Source organism: Aquirufa antheringensis (assembly GCF_023921165.1).
Classification (GTDB): domain Bacteria; phylum Bacteroidota; class Bacteroidia; order Cytophagales; family Spirosomataceae; genus Aquirufa; species Aquirufa antheringensis.
On sequence record NZ_CP049835.1, the window covers coordinates 71,018 to 87,818 of the forward strand.

At 42.1% G+C, this 16,801-nt stretch carries 15 protein-coding genes; 8 read left to right on the forward strand and 7 right to left on the reverse strand.

What is annotated here, in order from left to right; all coding sequences use genetic code 11:
• The first annotated feature begins 22 nt into the window (after positions 1 to 22).
• Complete coding sequence (locus G9X63_RS00310; protein ID WP_130896897.1) at positions 23 to 532, forward strand: nucleotide exchange factor GrpE; 510 nt, start codon at positions 23 to 25, stop codon at positions 530 to 532.
• Between the two features lie 6 nt (positions 533 to 538).
• Complete coding sequence (gene dnaJ / locus G9X63_RS00315; protein ID WP_130896898.1) at positions 539 to 1,702, forward strand: molecular chaperone DnaJ; 1,164 nt, start codon at positions 539 to 541, stop codon at positions 1,700 to 1,702.
• Between the two features lie 170 nt (positions 1,703 to 1,872).
• Here dnaJ and G9X63_RS00320 read toward each other — a convergent pair whose 3' ends face one another.
• From G9X63_RS00320 to G9X63_RS00330, 3 genes are read right to left on the reverse strand one after another with little or no spacing between them, the layout of a single operon-like run.
• A complete protein-coding gene (locus tag G9X63_RS00320) occupies positions 1,873 to 4,851 on the reverse strand; it encodes a DUF2723 domain-containing protein (RefSeq protein ID WP_252623159.1) in 2,979 nt (992 codons plus the stop codon).
• An 8-nt stretch (positions 4,852 to 4,859) separates the two neighbouring features.
• Positions 4,860 to 5,885 (reverse strand): phenylalanine--tRNA ligase subunit alpha, encoded by a 1,026-nt coding sequence (pheS, locus tag G9X63_RS00325; protein ID WP_130896900.1) that lies wholly within the window; start codon positions 5,883 to 5,885, stop codon positions 4,860 to 4,862.
• An 8-nt stretch (positions 5,886 to 5,893) separates the two neighbouring features.
• Positions 5,894 to 6,532, reverse strand: a complete 639-nt coding sequence (locus tag G9X63_RS00330; protein WP_130923178.1) for a porin family protein — start codon at positions 6,530 to 6,532, stop codon at positions 5,894 to 5,896.
• A gap of 103 nt (positions 6,533 to 6,635) precedes the next feature.
• On the opposite strand from G9X63_RS00330, the gene radA reads away from it, so the two are divergent.
• Positions 6,636 to 8,015, forward strand: a complete 1,380-nt coding sequence (gene radA, locus G9X63_RS00335) for a DNA repair protein RadA (RefSeq protein ID WP_130923177.1) — start codon at positions 6,636 to 6,638, stop codon at positions 8,013 to 8,015.
• On the opposite strand, the gene truA is transcribed toward radA, so the two are convergent.
• The 3 genes from truA to G9X63_RS00350 all read right to left on the reverse strand — a co-directional run bounded on the left by truA (position 7,987) and on the right by G9X63_RS00350 (position 11,706).
• Positions 7,987 to 8,751 (reverse strand): tRNA pseudouridine(38-40) synthase TruA, encoded by a 765-nt coding sequence (truA, locus tag G9X63_RS00340; RefSeq protein WP_252623161.1) that lies wholly within the window; start codon positions 8,749 to 8,751, stop codon positions 7,987 to 7,989. The genes radA and truA overlap by 29 nt on opposite strands.
• Positions 8,752 to 8,756: 5 nt before the next feature.
• On the reverse strand, positions 8,757 to 10,988 hold the full coding sequence (gene purL, locus G9X63_RS00345) for a phosphoribosylformylglycinamidine synthase subunit PurL (RefSeq protein WP_252623164.1): 2,232 nt from the start codon (positions 10,986 to 10,988) through the stop codon (positions 8,757 to 8,759).
• Between the two features lie 145 nt (positions 10,989 to 11,133).
• The gene (locus tag G9X63_RS00350) at positions 11,134 to 11,706 is read right to left on the reverse strand and encodes a nucleotidyltransferase family protein (protein WP_252623167.1); all 573 of its coding nucleotides are present in this window, start codon (positions 11,704 to 11,706) and stop codon (positions 11,134 to 11,136) included.
• A 64-nt stretch (positions 11,707 to 11,770) separates the two neighbouring features.
• On the opposite strand from G9X63_RS00350, the gene G9X63_RS00355 reads away from it, so the two are divergent.
• Genes G9X63_RS00355 through G9X63_RS00375 form a run of 5 tightly spaced genes read left to right on the forward strand, consistent with a single transcriptional unit; the run spans position 11,771 to position 15,588 of the window.
• Positions 11,771 to 12,934, forward strand: coding sequence for a class I SAM-dependent methyltransferase (locus G9X63_RS00355; RefSeq protein WP_130923173.1), 1,164 nt, complete (start codon positions 11,771 to 11,773; stop codon positions 12,932 to 12,934).
• Positions 12,935 to 12,955: 21 nt separating this feature from the next.
• The gene (locus G9X63_RS00360; protein ID WP_130923172.1) at positions 12,956 to 13,627 is read left to right on the forward strand and encodes a hypothetical protein; all 672 of its coding nucleotides are present in this window, start codon (positions 12,956 to 12,958) and stop codon (positions 13,625 to 13,627) included.
• Positions 13,624 to 13,896 (forward strand): hypothetical protein, encoded by a 273-nt coding sequence (locus G9X63_RS00365; protein ID WP_252623170.1) that lies wholly within the window; start codon positions 13,624 to 13,626, stop codon positions 13,894 to 13,896. The genes G9X63_RS00360 and G9X63_RS00365 overlap by 4 nt, the downstream gene beginning before the upstream one ends.
• 1 nt (position 13,897) lies before the next feature.
• Positions 13,898 to 14,353, forward strand: a complete 456-nt coding sequence (locus G9X63_RS00370) for an SRPBCC family protein (protein ID WP_130896909.1) — start codon at positions 13,898 to 13,900, stop codon at positions 14,351 to 14,353.
• Complete coding sequence (locus G9X63_RS00375) at positions 14,350 to 15,588, forward strand: dicarboxylate/amino acid:cation symporter (protein ID WP_130896910.1); 1,239 nt, start codon at positions 14,350 to 14,352, stop codon at positions 15,586 to 15,588. Before G9X63_RS00370 ends, G9X63_RS00375 begins: the two co-directional genes overlap by 4 nt.
• On the opposite strand, the gene G9X63_RS00380 is transcribed toward G9X63_RS00375, so the two are convergent.
• A complete protein-coding gene (locus tag G9X63_RS00380; RefSeq protein WP_252623173.1) occupies positions 15,566 to 16,801 on the reverse strand; it encodes an ABC transporter permease in 1,236 nt (411 codons plus the stop codon). The two genes, G9X63_RS00375 and G9X63_RS00380, sit on opposite strands and share 23 nt — an antisense overlap.

Genomic DNA, 16,801 nt, shown 5'->3' on the forward strand with positions numbered 1-16,801 from the left:
TTCGCAATCGTAATTTTGTACCATGAAAAAGAAAGAAAACGAACAAACGCCTGAGGAAGAAATTATCAATCAAGAAGTAGAAAACACGCAAGAAGCTGAAGAAACGGCACCTGTAGATGAATTAGCAGAGATGAAGGAGAAATACCTTCGCCTGTATTCAGACTTCGAAAATTTCCGTAAACGTACGGCTAAAGAGAAAATAGAACTCATCCAAACCGCTTCGGAACGTTTAATCGTCGACTTATTACCTGTCATCGATGACTACGAACGTGCATTAGCGAATGCACCTGAGGGAGAAATCTCGGAAGGAACGCAATTAATCTTCTCTAAAATTGGTAACATTCTGCAATCCAAAGGATTAAAGGAATTACCCGCGAAAGGCGAAGTATTCGACGCCGAGTTACACGATTGCATCACGCAATTCCCTGCCCCTTCTGAAGAAGAAAAAGGCAAAGTGGTCGAAGTAGTTGAAAAAGGATATACACTGAATGAAAAAGTCATCCGCTTTGCGAAAGTGGTGGTTGGAAATTAATAGATAATGGCGCAAAAAAGAGATTATTACGAGATTTTAGGTGTTTCTAAATCCGCATCGGAGGACGAGATCAAGAAAGCATACCGCAAAATGGCGGTAAAATACCATCCAGACAAGAATCCAGATAACAAGGAGGCAGAAGAGAAATTCAAGGAAGCAGCGGAAGCCTATGAGGTGTTAAGCAATTCCCAAAAGAAGGCACAATACGACCGTTTCGGTCACGCTGGAATGGGTGGCGCTGCTGGCGGTGGTTTTGGCGGTGGCGGAATGAACATGGAGGATATCTTCTCTCAGTTTGGAGATATTTTCGGAGGTGGGGACGAGAGTCCATTCGGTAGCTTCTTCAACCAAGGCCGTGGCGGCGGTGGTCGTCGTCAACGCAGAGGAACGGATCTTCGCATCAAATTGAAGCTAAATCTGGAAGAAATCGCGAATGGCGTAGAAAAGAAAATCAAGGTAAAACGCCACGTAGCCTGTAAATCTTGCTCCGGTAACGGTTCTAAAAACGGAACTGACTTAAAAACCTGCGGCACTTGCCAAGGTTCTGGTCAAGTTCGTCAAGTACAACAAACCATGTTAGGCCAAATGGTCACTTCCTCTACTTGTCCTCATTGTAGCGGAGAGGGTAAGACCGTAGGAGCAAAATGTGGCGACTGCTTTGGAGAAGGCCGTGTACTAGAAGAAGAAATCATCCCGATCAAAATCCCTGCTGGCGTCTCAAACGACATGCAGCTGTCGATGTCTGGAAAAGGAAACGTTCCCCCTCGTGGTGGCGTAGCCGGTGATTTACTCATTGTTATAGAAGAAGAAGCACACGATCTTTTGCACCGCGATGGAAACAACGTGATCTATGATCTGTACGTAAACTTTGTGGATGCTGCCTTAGGAACGTCAGTAGAGGTGCCTACTATCGGTGGAAAAGCAAAGATTACCTTAGACGCAGGAACGCAAAGTGGAAAAATCTTACGCTTAAAAGGTAAAGGGATCAAAGAACTAAACGGTTACTCGATTGGAGATCAATTAGTTCATGTGAATATCTGGACACCTAAACAGGTTAGTAAAGAAGAAACCGAATTATTAGAAAAACTCCGTGCCTCCCCTAACTTCGCTCCTCAACCAGGGAAAGCGGAGAAAGGATTCTTTCATAAGGTGAGGGATATGTTCTCTTAAAAAAAAGAGGCTTTCTTTTTCAAAGAACAAAGAATAAAGCACAAAGAATAAAGTTTTTATCGCCTTCGGCGATGATTTCATGAAGTGTTTTGATTACTGAAACATAAAAAGAGCGGCAAATGCCGCTCTTTTTATTCCATCATTATTCTTTATGCTTTATGCTCTATACATTATTGTAAACGACCCATCTGCTTCGTAAACTTCGCCTCTAATGCCTGGTATTTCGCAGGATTCACCTTCGAAGCCTTTAAAGCTGATACGACTAAGTTCATTTCGTAGATGGCTATTTGAACATCTCGTTCGTGGTACGCATAGCGACCATCTAAGTAGTAATCTAATAATTGATCATCGCGATCTACCATGCGTTTTGCAATTCTAAGCGCAGAAGTAGCATCACCCACAGCAATATACAATTCCACCATCGAAGCAGAGAATTGATCGTAAGGAATCACTTTATCAGGCATTTTTTGGTCCAAATAATCCAAGACCTTTTTCGCCTGAGCTAAACTTCCTTCTCGAACTAATTGATCCGCTAAACGGTACACGCTAAGACGTGCTGTAACCGATGGAATACCTAAGTAGAAATCACCGTGGTAATATATTTTATCATCGGCTAATCCTCTCCAATACATTTTCTTCAAGATGTTGTCTGACATGATTTGGGTATTCACATATCCATCATTCGCACCAGGAATCTTGAATGGCATCAAACGATACGCATAACCTTCTAATTGCATGGATTCCTTCAAACCTAAATATTGGTCATTTGGCAACGTAGAAGCAAAATAAATCGGACGTTTCCACCCTGAGATCGCATTGTTTGAGATGATCTCTAATTGAATCAATTCCCCTTTGTAGATGTTGTGCGATGGCAATTTCCAACCTAGCGCTGGTGACATATAAGGGACAAATTGCTTAGGGAACCAATTCGATTTAGCCACCGCTGCGATATCTACAGGAATAACCACAGAATCCGTGGGAAGCGTATTAATTGTTTCGCCTAGTTGCGTTTGCTCTTGGATCGATGGACTGTCTTTATGCAATAAGTCCAAATAGTCCGGTAAAGACATCGCAGTTAAACCCTCTTTAGGATTGAATAAAATCTGATCATTTACCCCTTCCATTAACTGATCCTTAGATAAGAGAATCGGTAAAGGTTGTGATTCATAGGTCTTGCGTTTCATTTGATCGATGTACCAATCCGTTCCTAATAGAGACAAATTACATACACGAACGTCAGTTCTGAATCCTTCTACTTCTTGTACATACCAAAGCGGGAATGTATCATTATCCCCTCCAGTAAATAGAATCGCGTTAGGTGCGCAAGAATTCAATAGGTTTTTAGCAAAATCGATTTGGTGCACACGACCACTTCTATCGTGGTCATCCCAGTTTTGTTGGGCCAAAATCGCAGGAGCCGTTAAACCTAATAGGGCAGCAATCGCCCATTTGGCCTTATCTGCTTTCACAAACTTCTGAATAAACTCAAGTATCTGCATCACCGCAAATCCCGCCCAAATCGACATAAAGTAGAATGAACCCACGAAGATATAATCACGCTCACGCGGCTCTGTAGGTGGCGAATTCAGGTAAACGGTTAAGGCAACTCCGGTTAATACGAACATTAATATCGTCACCAAAAGGTCCTTATCGTTCTTGCGCAACATGTAGAAAAACCCTAGTAATACGAAGATGATCGGTAAGAAGAAGTAATTATTACGCGCCTTATTGTTGCGTAAGATATCCGGTAATTTCGACGTATCCTCAAAGGTATTGATGGCCCAAGCATCTTGGAAATCACTTTCGCGCCCCACGAAGTTCCACAGTAAATAGCGCATGTACATATGCCCTAATTGATGCGTAAATAGGAATTCTAGGTTCTTGCCAAAACTAGGCTTCTCTCCTGCTGGGATCCCAAGCATCTCTTGGTACAGCTTCACGTGATTCGCCTGATTAGAATAAACGCGAGGTAATAACATCATTTGGGTCTTATCGTATTCATACACCGGTTTCTTCGTGTATTCTACGTATTTCCCATCTTTCATCTTATAAATGGGTGTCTCTGCTCCTTCTTTGTATCCCGTCACTTCAGCCGTGTAAACAGGGCCATAGATTAACGAACGCTCGCCATATTGCTCGCGTTTTAGGTACTTCAAGAAGTTCAAGATATTGCTCGGATCATTCTCATTAATGGGTGTATTATATCCAGAACGTACTAAAGCAACCGTGTAAGTAGAATAACCGATTAATAAGAAAACGAATGAGAATAGGGCTACGTTGAGTACTTCCTTTCCTTTGGCATACGAATACTGAATCCCAAAAACCACCGCAGCTATCAATAAAATCAAGAAAACAATCGCTCCTGAACCATACGAGAATCCCAACGCATTCACGAAAGTCAACTCAAATTGGAAGGCTAAACTAGGCAAACCTGGAATAATTCCAGAATTGATAATGCCTAGAATAAACAGAGCCACTAAAATCGAAATCACCCCACCGGTTAAGGTAGGCTTCTCGTAGCGTTTGAAATAATACAATAATCCCAAAGCCGGAAGCGTCACTAAGTTCAACAAGTGGACCCCAATCGACAATCCCACTAAATAGGCAATGAACAAAATCCAACGATTTGATTCTGCCCGATCCTCCACTAACTCCCACTTGAACGCTGCCCAAACCACAATCGCCGTAAAGAAAGACGACATCGCATATACCTCTGCTTCGACTGCTGAGAACCAAAACGTATCAGAGAACGTGTAAATCAAAGATCCTACCACACCGGAAGCCAATAAACCAAAACGCTCATTCGCATTCAAGTCTTCAAACGACTTCTTGATCATCTTGCGACCGATCATCACAATCGTCCAATGCAAGAATAAAATAGTCAGCGCACTACTCAACACCGATAACATATTGACCCAATAAGCCACTTTCGTTACATCACCCAGCGCAAGTAAAGAGAACATTCGTCCTAATAATAAGAACAAAGGAGCCCCGGGAGGGTGAGGTACTTGTAATTTATAAGCACAGGCAATGAACTCTCCACAGTCCCAAAAAGAGGCCGTAGGCTCCACTGTCATCGTATAGGTAATGAGCGCAATCAGGAAAACTCCCCAACCCGTCCAATTATTCAACTTTTTAAAACTCCACATAGGTCAGATTAATTAAACTGTTTTAAGAATCGCACGTCATTCTCCGTGAATAGACGTAAGTCTTTGATCTGGTATTTTAACATCGTAATACGCTCGATACCCATTCCAAAAGCAAAGCCATTATATTTCTTCGAGTCAATTCCCACATTTTCTAATACATTCGGATCCACCATTCCAGCACCGGCAATCTCTACCCAACCAGCTCCTTTGCACACATTGCAACCATCGCCTTTGCACAATAGACACGTGATGTCCATTTCAGCGCTAGGCTCTGTGAAGGGGAAGTAAGACGGACGGAAACGCACTTTTGTGTCTTTCCCAAACATCTCTTTGGCAAAATGATATAAGGTATCCTTCAGATCTTTAAAACTTACTTGCTCGTCCACATAGAGCCCTTCCACTTGGTGGAAAAGGCAATGGGCGCGCGCTGAGATAGCCTCATTTCGATAGACACGACCCGGCATCACCGAGCGAATCGGTGGCTTTTGGTGTTGCATTAAACGAATCTGCACGTTAGAGGTGTGCGTACGCAATAAAACGTCATCTTGTATCTCTCCTGCCCCTTTTTCAATAAAGAAGGTATCTTGCATCTCTCTTGCCGGGTGATTCGCTGGGAAGTTTAAGGCTGTAAAATTATAGAAATCCGTTTCGATCTCCGGTCCATCAGAAACCGAGAAACCCATCCGGTTAAATATCTCCAAAATACGCGCTCTCACCTTCGTCAACGGATGAAGGCTTCCTTGCGAAATCGGGTTATAGACGGTTAAATCAGAGGGAACCTCAAAGTCAGCTGTATTACCTGCAAAAGCTTCTTGAGCCTCTTCGAACTTTGTCTCCGCGGAATTTTTCAACCCATTCAAGGCTTGACCTACCTCCCGGCGATTCTCTGCTGGCACATTTTTCAACTCATCAAAAAGAGATGCTAAGCGGCTCTTTCGTCCGACAAATTGATTACGAAAAGAGTCTAATTCGCCTTCATTCGAAATAACAAAAGCGTCAATTTCGGCCTGAAGAGCCTTTATTTGTTCATTCATTTGTGTAATTATAAAATGCGGAAACCAATAGTCGCCTGGTAATAACTCGGTTTTTGAGAATAGTTAAATCCGTTAGGAACGGCTACCGTATTATTCAATTCTGACATCGCTCCTTCGTAACGTAAGTCTAGAGATAAATTCAAAATATCAAAACCTACGCCTGCTTGATATGAAAAGCTAGAGCGATTGATAATCTCTTGAGTAGTCCCAGAGAAATAGGATTTAACTGCCGCGTCAGGATTGGTGGAAGCAGAAATGGCGTATGTTGCCACCGGTCCGGCCATCACACGTAAGGGTCCTAATTTGACTCCTAGAAGCAATGGTACGTCCAATGATTTTTGAGAAAATCCTACTACACCCTGATTCGTTGTTAGGGAATTGAGGACATCTACATTCACTTCTTTAGCTGCAAAATACACTTCCGGTTGAAAGAAAACAGTACGGCCAATGCGCGCAAATGCACCTAATTGATAACCCGTCTTATTTTCTAAATTAGCGCTTAGGCTAGCCACTTTGACGGAGGAAAGATTTACCCCTCCCTTTATTCCAATTCGGAAATAATCCGCACGAGAGTGCTTTTGAGCTGTGGCTACAGATAGGATACCCACTAAAAGGGTCATCGTCATCAATGATTTTAGAGCTTTCATGGCTGTTGTGTTTTATTAACTTGTAAAATTATCCTTTTTCATCCGAAAAAAAAGAAAAAACGAAATCAAAGCGTAAATTTGAGCATAAATATTCCTCCCCCAAATGGCCAAAGCTAAAACGTCTTTTTTCTGTCAATCGTGTGGTCACTCCGCGCCGAAGTGGTTAGGTAAGTGTCCCTCTTGTGGAGAATGGAATACGTTCGTGGAAGAATTAGTGGAAGCAACGAATCATCCGGCGGAAGTTTGGAAAACCAAAGGGAGTCCGAAATCAGCCGCGAAGCCTAAGTTATTGAATGAAGTCAGCTTCGAAAACCTCCCTAAACTTACCTGCTCTGATCCCGAATTCAATCGGGTTTTAGGGGGCGGCATCGTTCCTGGCTCCTTAGTGTTAATCGGTGGAGAACCGGGCATCGGTAAATCAACCCTTTTATTACAAGTAGCCCTTTCCTTAACCCAAACGCGTGTTTTATACGTCACAGGGGAAGAATCGGAACAACAAATTAAACTAAGAGCGGATCGCTTAGCGGCAAAATCTGAGTCATTATACATACTTACAGAGACCAATACACAATCGATCTTTAGGCACCTAGTTGACCTTGAGCCCGAATTAATCATTGTTGATTCGATACAAACTTTGTTTTCAGACCAAATAGAGTCAGGTCCTGGCTCTGTTTCTCAAATACGAGAATGTGCTTTGGAATTAATGCGTTTTGCGAAAGAAAGTGGGACGCCCATTTTCTTAGTAGGCCATATTACCAAAGAAGGTTCCATCGCCGGCCCTAAAGTCCTAGAACATCTAGTAGATACCGTCTTACAATTCGAAGGAGATCGCCATATGATCTACCGCATCTTACGCACGACGAAAAATCGTTTTGGTTCTACTTCCGAATTAGGTATCTACGAAATGCTCGGAAGCGGATTACGACCTGTCACTAACCCATCTGAAATCCTCTTGTCTCAGCGCGACGAACCTTCGTCAGGAATTGCCATTGGTACCCTAATGGAGGGAAATCGTCCACTTTTAGTGGAAATTCAATCTTTAGTAAGTTCCTCCTCTTATGGTAATGCCCAAAGAACAGCCAACGGTTATGATGGCAAGCGTTTAAGCATGTTGATCGCCGTTTTAGAGAAAAGAGGCGGCTATAAATTAGCGACCCAAGATGTTTTCTTGAATATCACGGGCGGTATTCGGGTAGATGACCCAGCGTTGGATCTAGCCACTTGCCTGTCCTTAGTTTCTTCTTATGAAGACAAAATCATCGACTCTTCCATCTGTTTTGCGGCAGAGGTGGGATTAGGAGGAGAATTACGTTCCGTCACGCGAATAGATCAGCGAATCGCAGAAGCGGAGAAATTAGGCTTTAAGGAAATCTGGATTAGCAAGTACAACTTAAAAGGCTTGAACTATAAGCCGAATAAAATCAAGGTACAATCAGCTGCCACTTTATTAGATGTTATCCTGCACATTTGGCGTCAAAAATAGTCGCTGGATATTCCACTTCTAAGAGATGTAATCCGTGAGCTGGAACGGCACGACCGGCTTTGCAGCGGTCTTTAGAATCTAAAATTTCTTGCAATTGCGTTTTATTCAAGCGCCCCTGCCCTACCTCAAGCAGCGTACCTACCACCGCTCTTACCATTCCACGCAAGAATCGATTGCCTTGAATCGTAAATACCAGTTCTTCTCCTCTCCAAGCCCAAGAAGCCTGCATAATAGTACATTCAAAGGTTGCTACTTCTGTTTTAACTTTGGAAAAACATTGGTAATCTGTGTGCTGAAAAAACAGAGAAGCTGCCTCATTCATCGCGTCTACATCTAATTCAACGCCGAAACGATAGGCATATTTCGCATTAAAAGGACTCTTCGCGGGACTAATACGGTATTCATAGGTCCTCGAAAGGGCTGCAAAACGCGCATGAAAATCATCCGCTACCTGGTAAATTCCCTGAACCGCTAAAGAGTCAGGCAACATTCGGTTTAACCGAAACACCCAATTCTCTTTCACTGATTTCCCAGAGGGCAAATCAAAGTGGGCAAACTGCTGGTGTGCATGCACGCCCGTGTCTGTGCGAGAACTTCCTACGATTTCTAGCGGCGAACCTACTAAAAGACTTAATTTATCTTGCAAAACCGACTGAACCGTCGTTGCATTGGGCTGAATTTGGTAGCCATGAAAAGAGCCGCCATCGTACGAAAAAGCGAGTAGATAGCGGCTCATTTTACTTATTTCATTAAAGCAGTTTCCAGTGCTGAATCAAATGATTGATATGCAGCAGCAACTGATGATAATTTTGCACCATCAGCTACCATATCTGTTCCTTGAACAGTTCCTAAAGCTGAGAATTGAACTCCTTGAGCCTGTAAAGCAGCTTCAAAAGCCGCTTTCTTCGCAGCATCCACTGAAACGACCACACGTGATTGCGCTTCTCCAAACCAGAATGCATCTTGGCGAATCGCCGCATCTGAAGTCACATTAAATCCTAAACCACGAGGGAAAGAAGATTCCGCTAATGTCACTAACAAGCCACCATCAGACACATCGTGAGCTGATTCAATTAATTTATTGGTGATTAAAGCCGAAATCGCTTTTTGTACCTTTTGTTCAGTTGCTAAATCAAAATGCGGTGCTGGAGTTGCTTTGATACCCTTGTAAGAATACACATATTCAGATGACGCAATATCATTCACAGATTCACCCACTAAATAGATAACATCTCCTTCTTTTTTGAAGTCTAACGTCATCTTATTCGCTGGATCCTCTAAAATACCTAACATACCAATGGTAGGTGTAGGAAATACCGGACCTTCGTCAGAAGACTGGTTGTAGAAGGAAACGTTTCCACCAGTAACTGGCGTTTCAAATGCCTCACACGATTTTTTCATCCCTTTGATCGCACCCACAAATTGCCAGTATACTTCTGGAACGTATGGATTACCAAAATTCAAACAGTTTGTAATCGCCACCGGCACACCACCTGAACAGACGATGTTACGAGCCGCTTCCGCTACTGCCATCGCACATCCTTCTTCCGGATCTGCGTTCACATAACGTGAATTACAATCTACAGTAATAACGATGGATTTTTGAGAACCGTGTACTTTCACAACCGCTGCATCCGATGGTGCATTCGTATTGCGATTCGCACGGCCAATCGATGAATCATATTGTTGAGCCACCCACTTCTTAGAAGCGATATTCGGGTGATTCATCATGTAGTTCAATGCTTTAGGCAATTCTTCCTTAGGTAAATCAACTACAGAATCTATCTTAAATTTCTTGAATTCTTGGAAGTATGCAGGCTCTTTGTACTCACGGTGGTAAACTGGAGCACCTCCACCTAATACTAAATCATCTGCAGGAACATCCGCCACTAAAACGCCATCTTGATAGAATTCAAGACGTTTAGTATCCGTCACAGTACCAATTTGCTCACAATTTAAATCCCACTTATCAAAAATACGTTTCGCTTCATGCTCACGTCCTTTCTCCACGACGATTAACATACGCTCCTGAGACTCAGATAACAAGATCTCAAATGGCTGCATGTTCGGTTGACGTGTAGGAACTTTGGAAAGATCAATAATCATCCCGTGTTCTCCTTTCGCAGACATTTCAGACGTCGAGCAAATAATACCCGCCGCACCCATATCTTGAATACCAATTACGCAACCCGCTTCGATGATTTCCAAAGAAGCTTCTAGCAACAATTTCTCCTGGAATGGATCCCCTACTTGAACCGCAGGTAATTTCTCCGACGACTTCGCCGTAATATCTTCCGAGGCAAAACTAGCGCCACCGATTCCATCTTTACCTGTCGCAGAACCTACGATAAACACCGGGTTACCCACGCCATAAGAAATAGCAGACGCCTGCGTACCTACTTTTAAAATACCTGCTGAAAACGCATTAACGAGCGGATTCACATTATAACAATCATCAAATTGAACCTCACCACCCACGGTAGGAATTCCAAAGGCATTACCGTAATCACCAATCCCCTTCACCACACCTTTCACTAACCACTTCGTTTTCGCTAAATCAATGTTACCAAAACGTAAGGAATTCAATTGCGCAATCGGACGCGCACCCATTGTGAAAATATCACGGTTGATACCACCCACCCCTGTTGCCGCACCTTGGTAAGGCTCTAATGCTGACGGGTGATTGTGTGATTCAATCTTGAAAGCACAACCTAAACCATCTCCTAAATCAACCAAACCGGCATTTTCTTCACCCGCTTTCGCTAACATGCGAGGAGAGTCTTTAGGCAAAGTCTTCAACCAAACGATTGAATTCTTGTAGCTACAGTGCTCAGACCACATGACAGAGAAAATCGATAATTCGGTGAAATTAGGCTTGCGACCTAAAATCTCCTGAATGCGATCATACTCTTCGGGCAATAATCCTAATTTTTTGGCTGTTTCGACGGTGGGAAGGGTTCCGATTGATTCCACTTAATTGAGTTTAAAATTGAAATGCAAAGATAGGAAACTTAGCTTAGAGAGCAAAGATTATAGAGTAGAGAGTATAGAGAAAATCATCTAAAATATCTCCTCTATCATCTATAATCTCTACTCTATACTCTATAATCTAAAGTCTTTAAATCCCCCAATACTCCCGATCCTCCGGAACATCGACATCACGGAATTTATCGGAGAAGTGAATGATTTCGCAGAGCATCGGATTTTGACGCCAAAATTTGCCCAAACCCTGGTCCCCACTCCAACGATTAAATAAAGGACGCAATGAAGTTGGAATTAATACCGGTGGAGAATTGACTCCTTGAAATGAGGCAACAATGGCTCTAATAGGATTAGCCATTGAAGTCAAATTCTTTAGATGAGTAGAGGTCAAAAAAGGTAAATCACACAAGAGCACTAAGACATCTTTGGAAAAATCAATCGTTTTCAAGCCCACTGCCAATGACTCCCCCATTCCTTTGTCCCAATGTTCAACCTGAACAAAAGATAAAGTAGGAAACTCCTTTTGTAATTTCTCGATGATACGAATGGATTGATCCACTTCAGCACCTAAACAGACTTGAACCTCTTTGCAAACACTAAAAGCGAGGCGAATGGACCGCTCTAAAAGGCTTTGGCCCTGATACACTAATAATTGTTTGGCTTCTCCTAAACGGGACGAGGCGCCCGCCGCTAAAATTAATCCGGTCATGTGCTCTTTTGAATTTCACTAATTTAAATAAAAATAATTAAAGCAGAGGTGCTAATTTTAGGGAATGCTTCGAGAAAACGAAATCCAATTTATTCAAGAAAACCTCCACAGGGATCCGGTTGCGATTGCCCTGGAAGCAGCAAAATACCCAGATTTAGACGTTCCTCGTTTAGTGGGCCAAATCAAAGCCAGACAAAAACTCAAGGACAAAATGCCCCAATGGGTGGCGAATGAAAGGGTATTTTTCCCTCCTGCTTTGGCATTAGAACAATCATCCTCAGAAGACACAGCACATTTTAAGGCTTCGCTACTGCACGGAAAAGTCGTGGACCTAACGGGAGGAATGGGCTTAGACAGTTATGCATTCGCACAAACAGGCTGCGATGTGGAATATATCGAGAGACAGGAAGAACTTGCTAAAATCACCGCTTATAACCATTCAGTTCTAAAAGCAGGAAAAATCCAGCATCACACAGGTGACAGCTTAAACTGGCTTTCAGAGAGTGCGGAATTATTCGACTTCCTTTATGTAGATCCCGCCAGAAGAGATGGCGCTGGCAACAAAGTCGTTCTATTACAAGATTGCGAACCTAATGCACTTGAATTAATCCCCTATATCAACAATAAAACCAGTTTATTGATAAAAACGAGTCCCCTATTGGATTTAGATCGGGCCATAAAGGAATTACAAGGGGTAAAAAAAATCTATATTGTCTGCGTTAAAAATGAGGTAAAAGAGTTGCTCTTTTTAAAGACATCGCAATCTTCGGAAGATCCTACCATCGAAGTAATCGAATTATCTCAAGCTGATTCACTACTATTTAAAGGTAAAAAATCCATTGAATCTGCAAGCATATGCGACTTCTGCCCTGTATCAAACTACCTATATGAACCTCACGCGGGTGTGCTGAAAGCTGGATTCTTCAAATCAGTAGGAAAAGGGTTACAAAAAATAGCCCCTAATACCCATTTGTATACTTCAATGGAGCTGCATACTAATTTTGCGGGGAGAACGTTTGAGGTATTAGCGGAGGGACCTTTGGAAAAAAAATGGATTAAAATGGTATTGCCTGCGGGAAAAGCGAATATTTCCACTCGGAATTTCCCCATTAAGGCCGATGAAATACGGAAGAAATTCCAATTGAAAGATGGAGGAGAATTGACTCTTTTCGCTTTCAGAGATCAAGCAAACAAAAACAAGGTTGTCCTAGCTAAAAAAATCTCCTAACTTTAATAAAAATTTCACCTTATGAAGAAGATCGCTATCCTACTTTTCCTATCAGCTTTTGCATTCAATGCGTCAGCTCAAGTTTTTTCAGGAATGTCCGAAATCGATAAGTCTAAGAAAGAGGGAGTGTACACCTTCCTTTCTACACAAGAAAAATTTGCTAGAGCTAGCTGGAAGGCCTATTTAAGTAAATTCGGCAAAGTGATAGAAGGTAAAAATGGCTCCTTTTCAAGTTCCGATATCATGATCACGAGTATTTCAGACAAGCCATTAATCGTTGTTTCTAAAGTATCAGAAGAGAATAAGAAAGTGAAATTATTCGTCTCCATTGCCACAGGAACGGACGAATACATCCAAACAGGACACGCAAAATTGAGTGAGACAAGTACTTGGATGGAGGACTTCATCAAAATCGTGGAATTAGAAGAAGCGGTAAGAGTTGAGGAAAATAAATTAGCGGAATTAATCTCTGCGCAGGCTAAAAATAGCAAACAGGCGGAACGTTTAATCCGTGAATTGGACTCTAATGCGCGCCAAATCAACAACTTAGAAGAGCGATTAAAAGAAGCTAAAATCGAAAAAGAAAAGATATTAACCAATCAAGTGCAAAATAAAGTGGATCAAAAAACGAAGGAAGAGGAAATTGCAGCACAAAAAACGGCGGTAGAAACGGCAAAACAAAAAATCAAATGAAGAAACTGATCATCGCCCTTTTCACGATATCACTATTTTGCAACTTTGGAAGAGTGGAATATTCTGCGCTTAATCCGAAGGCAAAAACGATTCAAACTGACTCAACAGCCAAGATGGCAGCTGAGAATCCCTCAAAAGTTGTTCCGAGCGAATTACCAGCAGAGCAAGATTCGCTGGAAGCTTCAGAGGAAGGTACAGGTTGGGCTAACTATGTGGCTTTAGGTATAAAAACCTTTTTTGCGACTTTGTTAAAAATCTTGGTAGCCTAATATGCTATCCTACTCCATTTCCACTCCTGTTCAAGCTCCGCTCAGCCATGTAAAAGAACTTTTTACCGCTGAACTCCTAGTTAAATTATCCCCTCCCTTCCCTACAGTCGCTTTGCAGCGCTTTGACGGTTGCAAAAAAGGTGATAATGTCATTCTTGTTATTAACCTAGTTTTCATGAAAGTCACTTGGAGTTCCCTCATCACCGAGGACCAAGAAACGGACAATGAATGGTATTTTATTGACCAAGGAGTCAAAATGCCTTTTGGGTTACAGTACTGGCAACACAAGCATCGAGTAAAGAAAACCTCTGAAGGTGCCTGCGAGATTATCGATGAAATTTCATTCGATACACGTAATGCATTTTTGAATTACCTTCTTTTCCCCTTTCTTTGGGGAATGATTTTCTACAGAAAACCATTTTATAAAAAGTATTTATCCCTCGTCAACGCACTATGAAATTAACTTTAACGAATAAAATTATTATTGGCTTTATCTTAGGCTTAGTGCTGGGAGAGTTCTTTTTCCTTTATTTTGCGCCAGAAGTTAGCCACGATTTAGGGGCTAAAGTTCAAATCGTTTCCAAGATCTTCCTTCGCCTCATTAAGATGATCGTGGGTCCATTAGTTTTCTGTACTTTGGTCGTAGGAATCGCAAAATTAGGCGACTTCAAGGCGGTTGGTCGTATTGGAATCAAAACTATCGGATATTTCTATTTTGCCACGATTCTTTCCTTAGTAACGGGATTGGTAGTCGTAAACATAACCCAACCAGGTAGCTTGCAAAGCTGGCCTAAACCGGCCGCTGGAACAGAAACGGGTATCGATTCGTCTAAAGCCAAAACAATGGAAGACTTCATCTTACATATCTTCCCAGACAGCTTTTTTAAGGCTTTGGCAGAAAATGAAATCCTTCAAATTGTCATCTTCTCCCTATTCTTTGGTGTCGCACTAGGCTCTATTGGTGAAGTAGGAAAACGATTAATTCACGTCATCGAAAATTTAGCCGAGGTCATCTTTAAAATGGTTAATTATGTGATGGAAGTAGCTCCATATGCCGTATTCGCAGCCATGACAACGGTGGTAGCGAACAAAGGATTAAGCATTTTAATCAGCTATGGCTATTTGATGCTTTGCTTTATGGGTGGTCTTTTATTCTTCACTGTCGTGATTTTATGGATCATTTGTTTAGTCAATGGCATTCCATATTGGAAATTACTAAAGGAATTAAAGGAGGCTTTATTAATCTCCTTTTCAACGGCAAGCTCGGAGGCGTCCTTCCCTCAAACAATCGCTGCCTTGGAGAAATTCGGTTGTAGCAGACGTATTGTGGGTTTTGTTTTACCCTTAGGATACAGTTTTAACTTAGATGGTTCGATGTTGTATATGACCTTTGCAACCGGATTCATTGCCCAGGCTTATGGCGTTCATTTAAGTTTAGAGCAACAAATCACGATGTTATTAACCTTAATGATAACGTCCAAAGGTATCGCCGGCGTACCTCGCGCCTCACTCGTTATTATCGCAGGAACCCTTACGATGTTTAATCTACCAGCAGAAGGTATTGCACTGTTATTAGGAGTTGACCCCTTCTTAGATATGGGCAGAACGGTTACTTCAGTAGCTGGAAATGGCGTTGCTACGTGTGTGGTTTCGAAATGGGAAGGAGAATTTAATCCGCCTTTAGCTGATTAAAGGTCATTTGAACGGCTTTGCGTGCCGGAATAATAGAGGCTAAAAAGGTGATAACCATCACCACTAAAGCAGTCATTAAAAAGTCAAACCATTCCATCTGAATGGGATAGGCATCAATTAAAGCGTTCGGGATTCCTAAAGGGATAATTCCGAACGTTTGTTGTATCCAGCCCAAGACAAAACCCAGACCCATTCCTACAACCGCCCCGGAGAAACTTATAAATAGGCCAACGGAAAGAAAAATTTGCATCATTTGCTTGGGTGTCATTCCCATAGCTAATAAAGTACGAAGGTCTTTCCGCTTTTCAATCACTAATAAGGACAGGGCATAAAAAAGCGTAAAAGAGGCAATTCCCATGATGAAGGCCATCAAAATAAAAACAAATAACTTCTCAATCTTAATGGCTCTTAAAAGAATGGCGTGCTGTTGATCGCGTGTTTGCACTTGGAATGGTACACCTACTATTTTTTGGATCGCTGATTGTACCTCCGTTTCTTGAACCCCCTCAGCTAACATGATTTCGAAACGAGAAACCGTAGCTGAATCCGCTACAGTCAGTTCACGCATCCAGTTCAACGGAACTAAAATCATCTGATTATCAAAAGTCTGCTCTACTTGTAAAACACCTGAAGGGAAAAAACCTTTCTGGTTAGCCGCATCCACATTCACTTGGAATTTAGCCAAAGCTTTTTGATTCGGATACCAGGCCTCAATTGGGTGATAAATATCTTCAAAATTCATTCCCATTGCCATAAATACACCTGCACCCACCATCCCGAAAGGATGTCCATCGTATTCCAACAGGTAATCACCTTCCACCACCTGGTTTTTCAAGCGTTTAGAGGCAATAAAAGAGGAGTCTACCCCTTTTAAGGTGACCACTAATTGCTTGCCGTTATAGCGAATGAGCGCTTGATCTTCTAGGATGGGTTGAACAGAGCGTACACCTGAAATCGAGGCGATCTGTTGTAGTTGTGAAGGACTTAATGTGAAGCGCGTTTCTGAGACTGAAACAATACTTAAATCAGGATCAAAGGTTTTAAATAGGCCTTTTTGGAAATCTTCTAAGCCATTGAATACAGATAAGATAAGCACCAAAGCCATCACCTCAACGCCTACCCCAATCATCGAGATTCGGGAGATTAAGGTGATAAAACTCGCCTTAAATGGAGAAAAAAAATACCTTTTCGCAACAAATAAGGAAACTCCCAT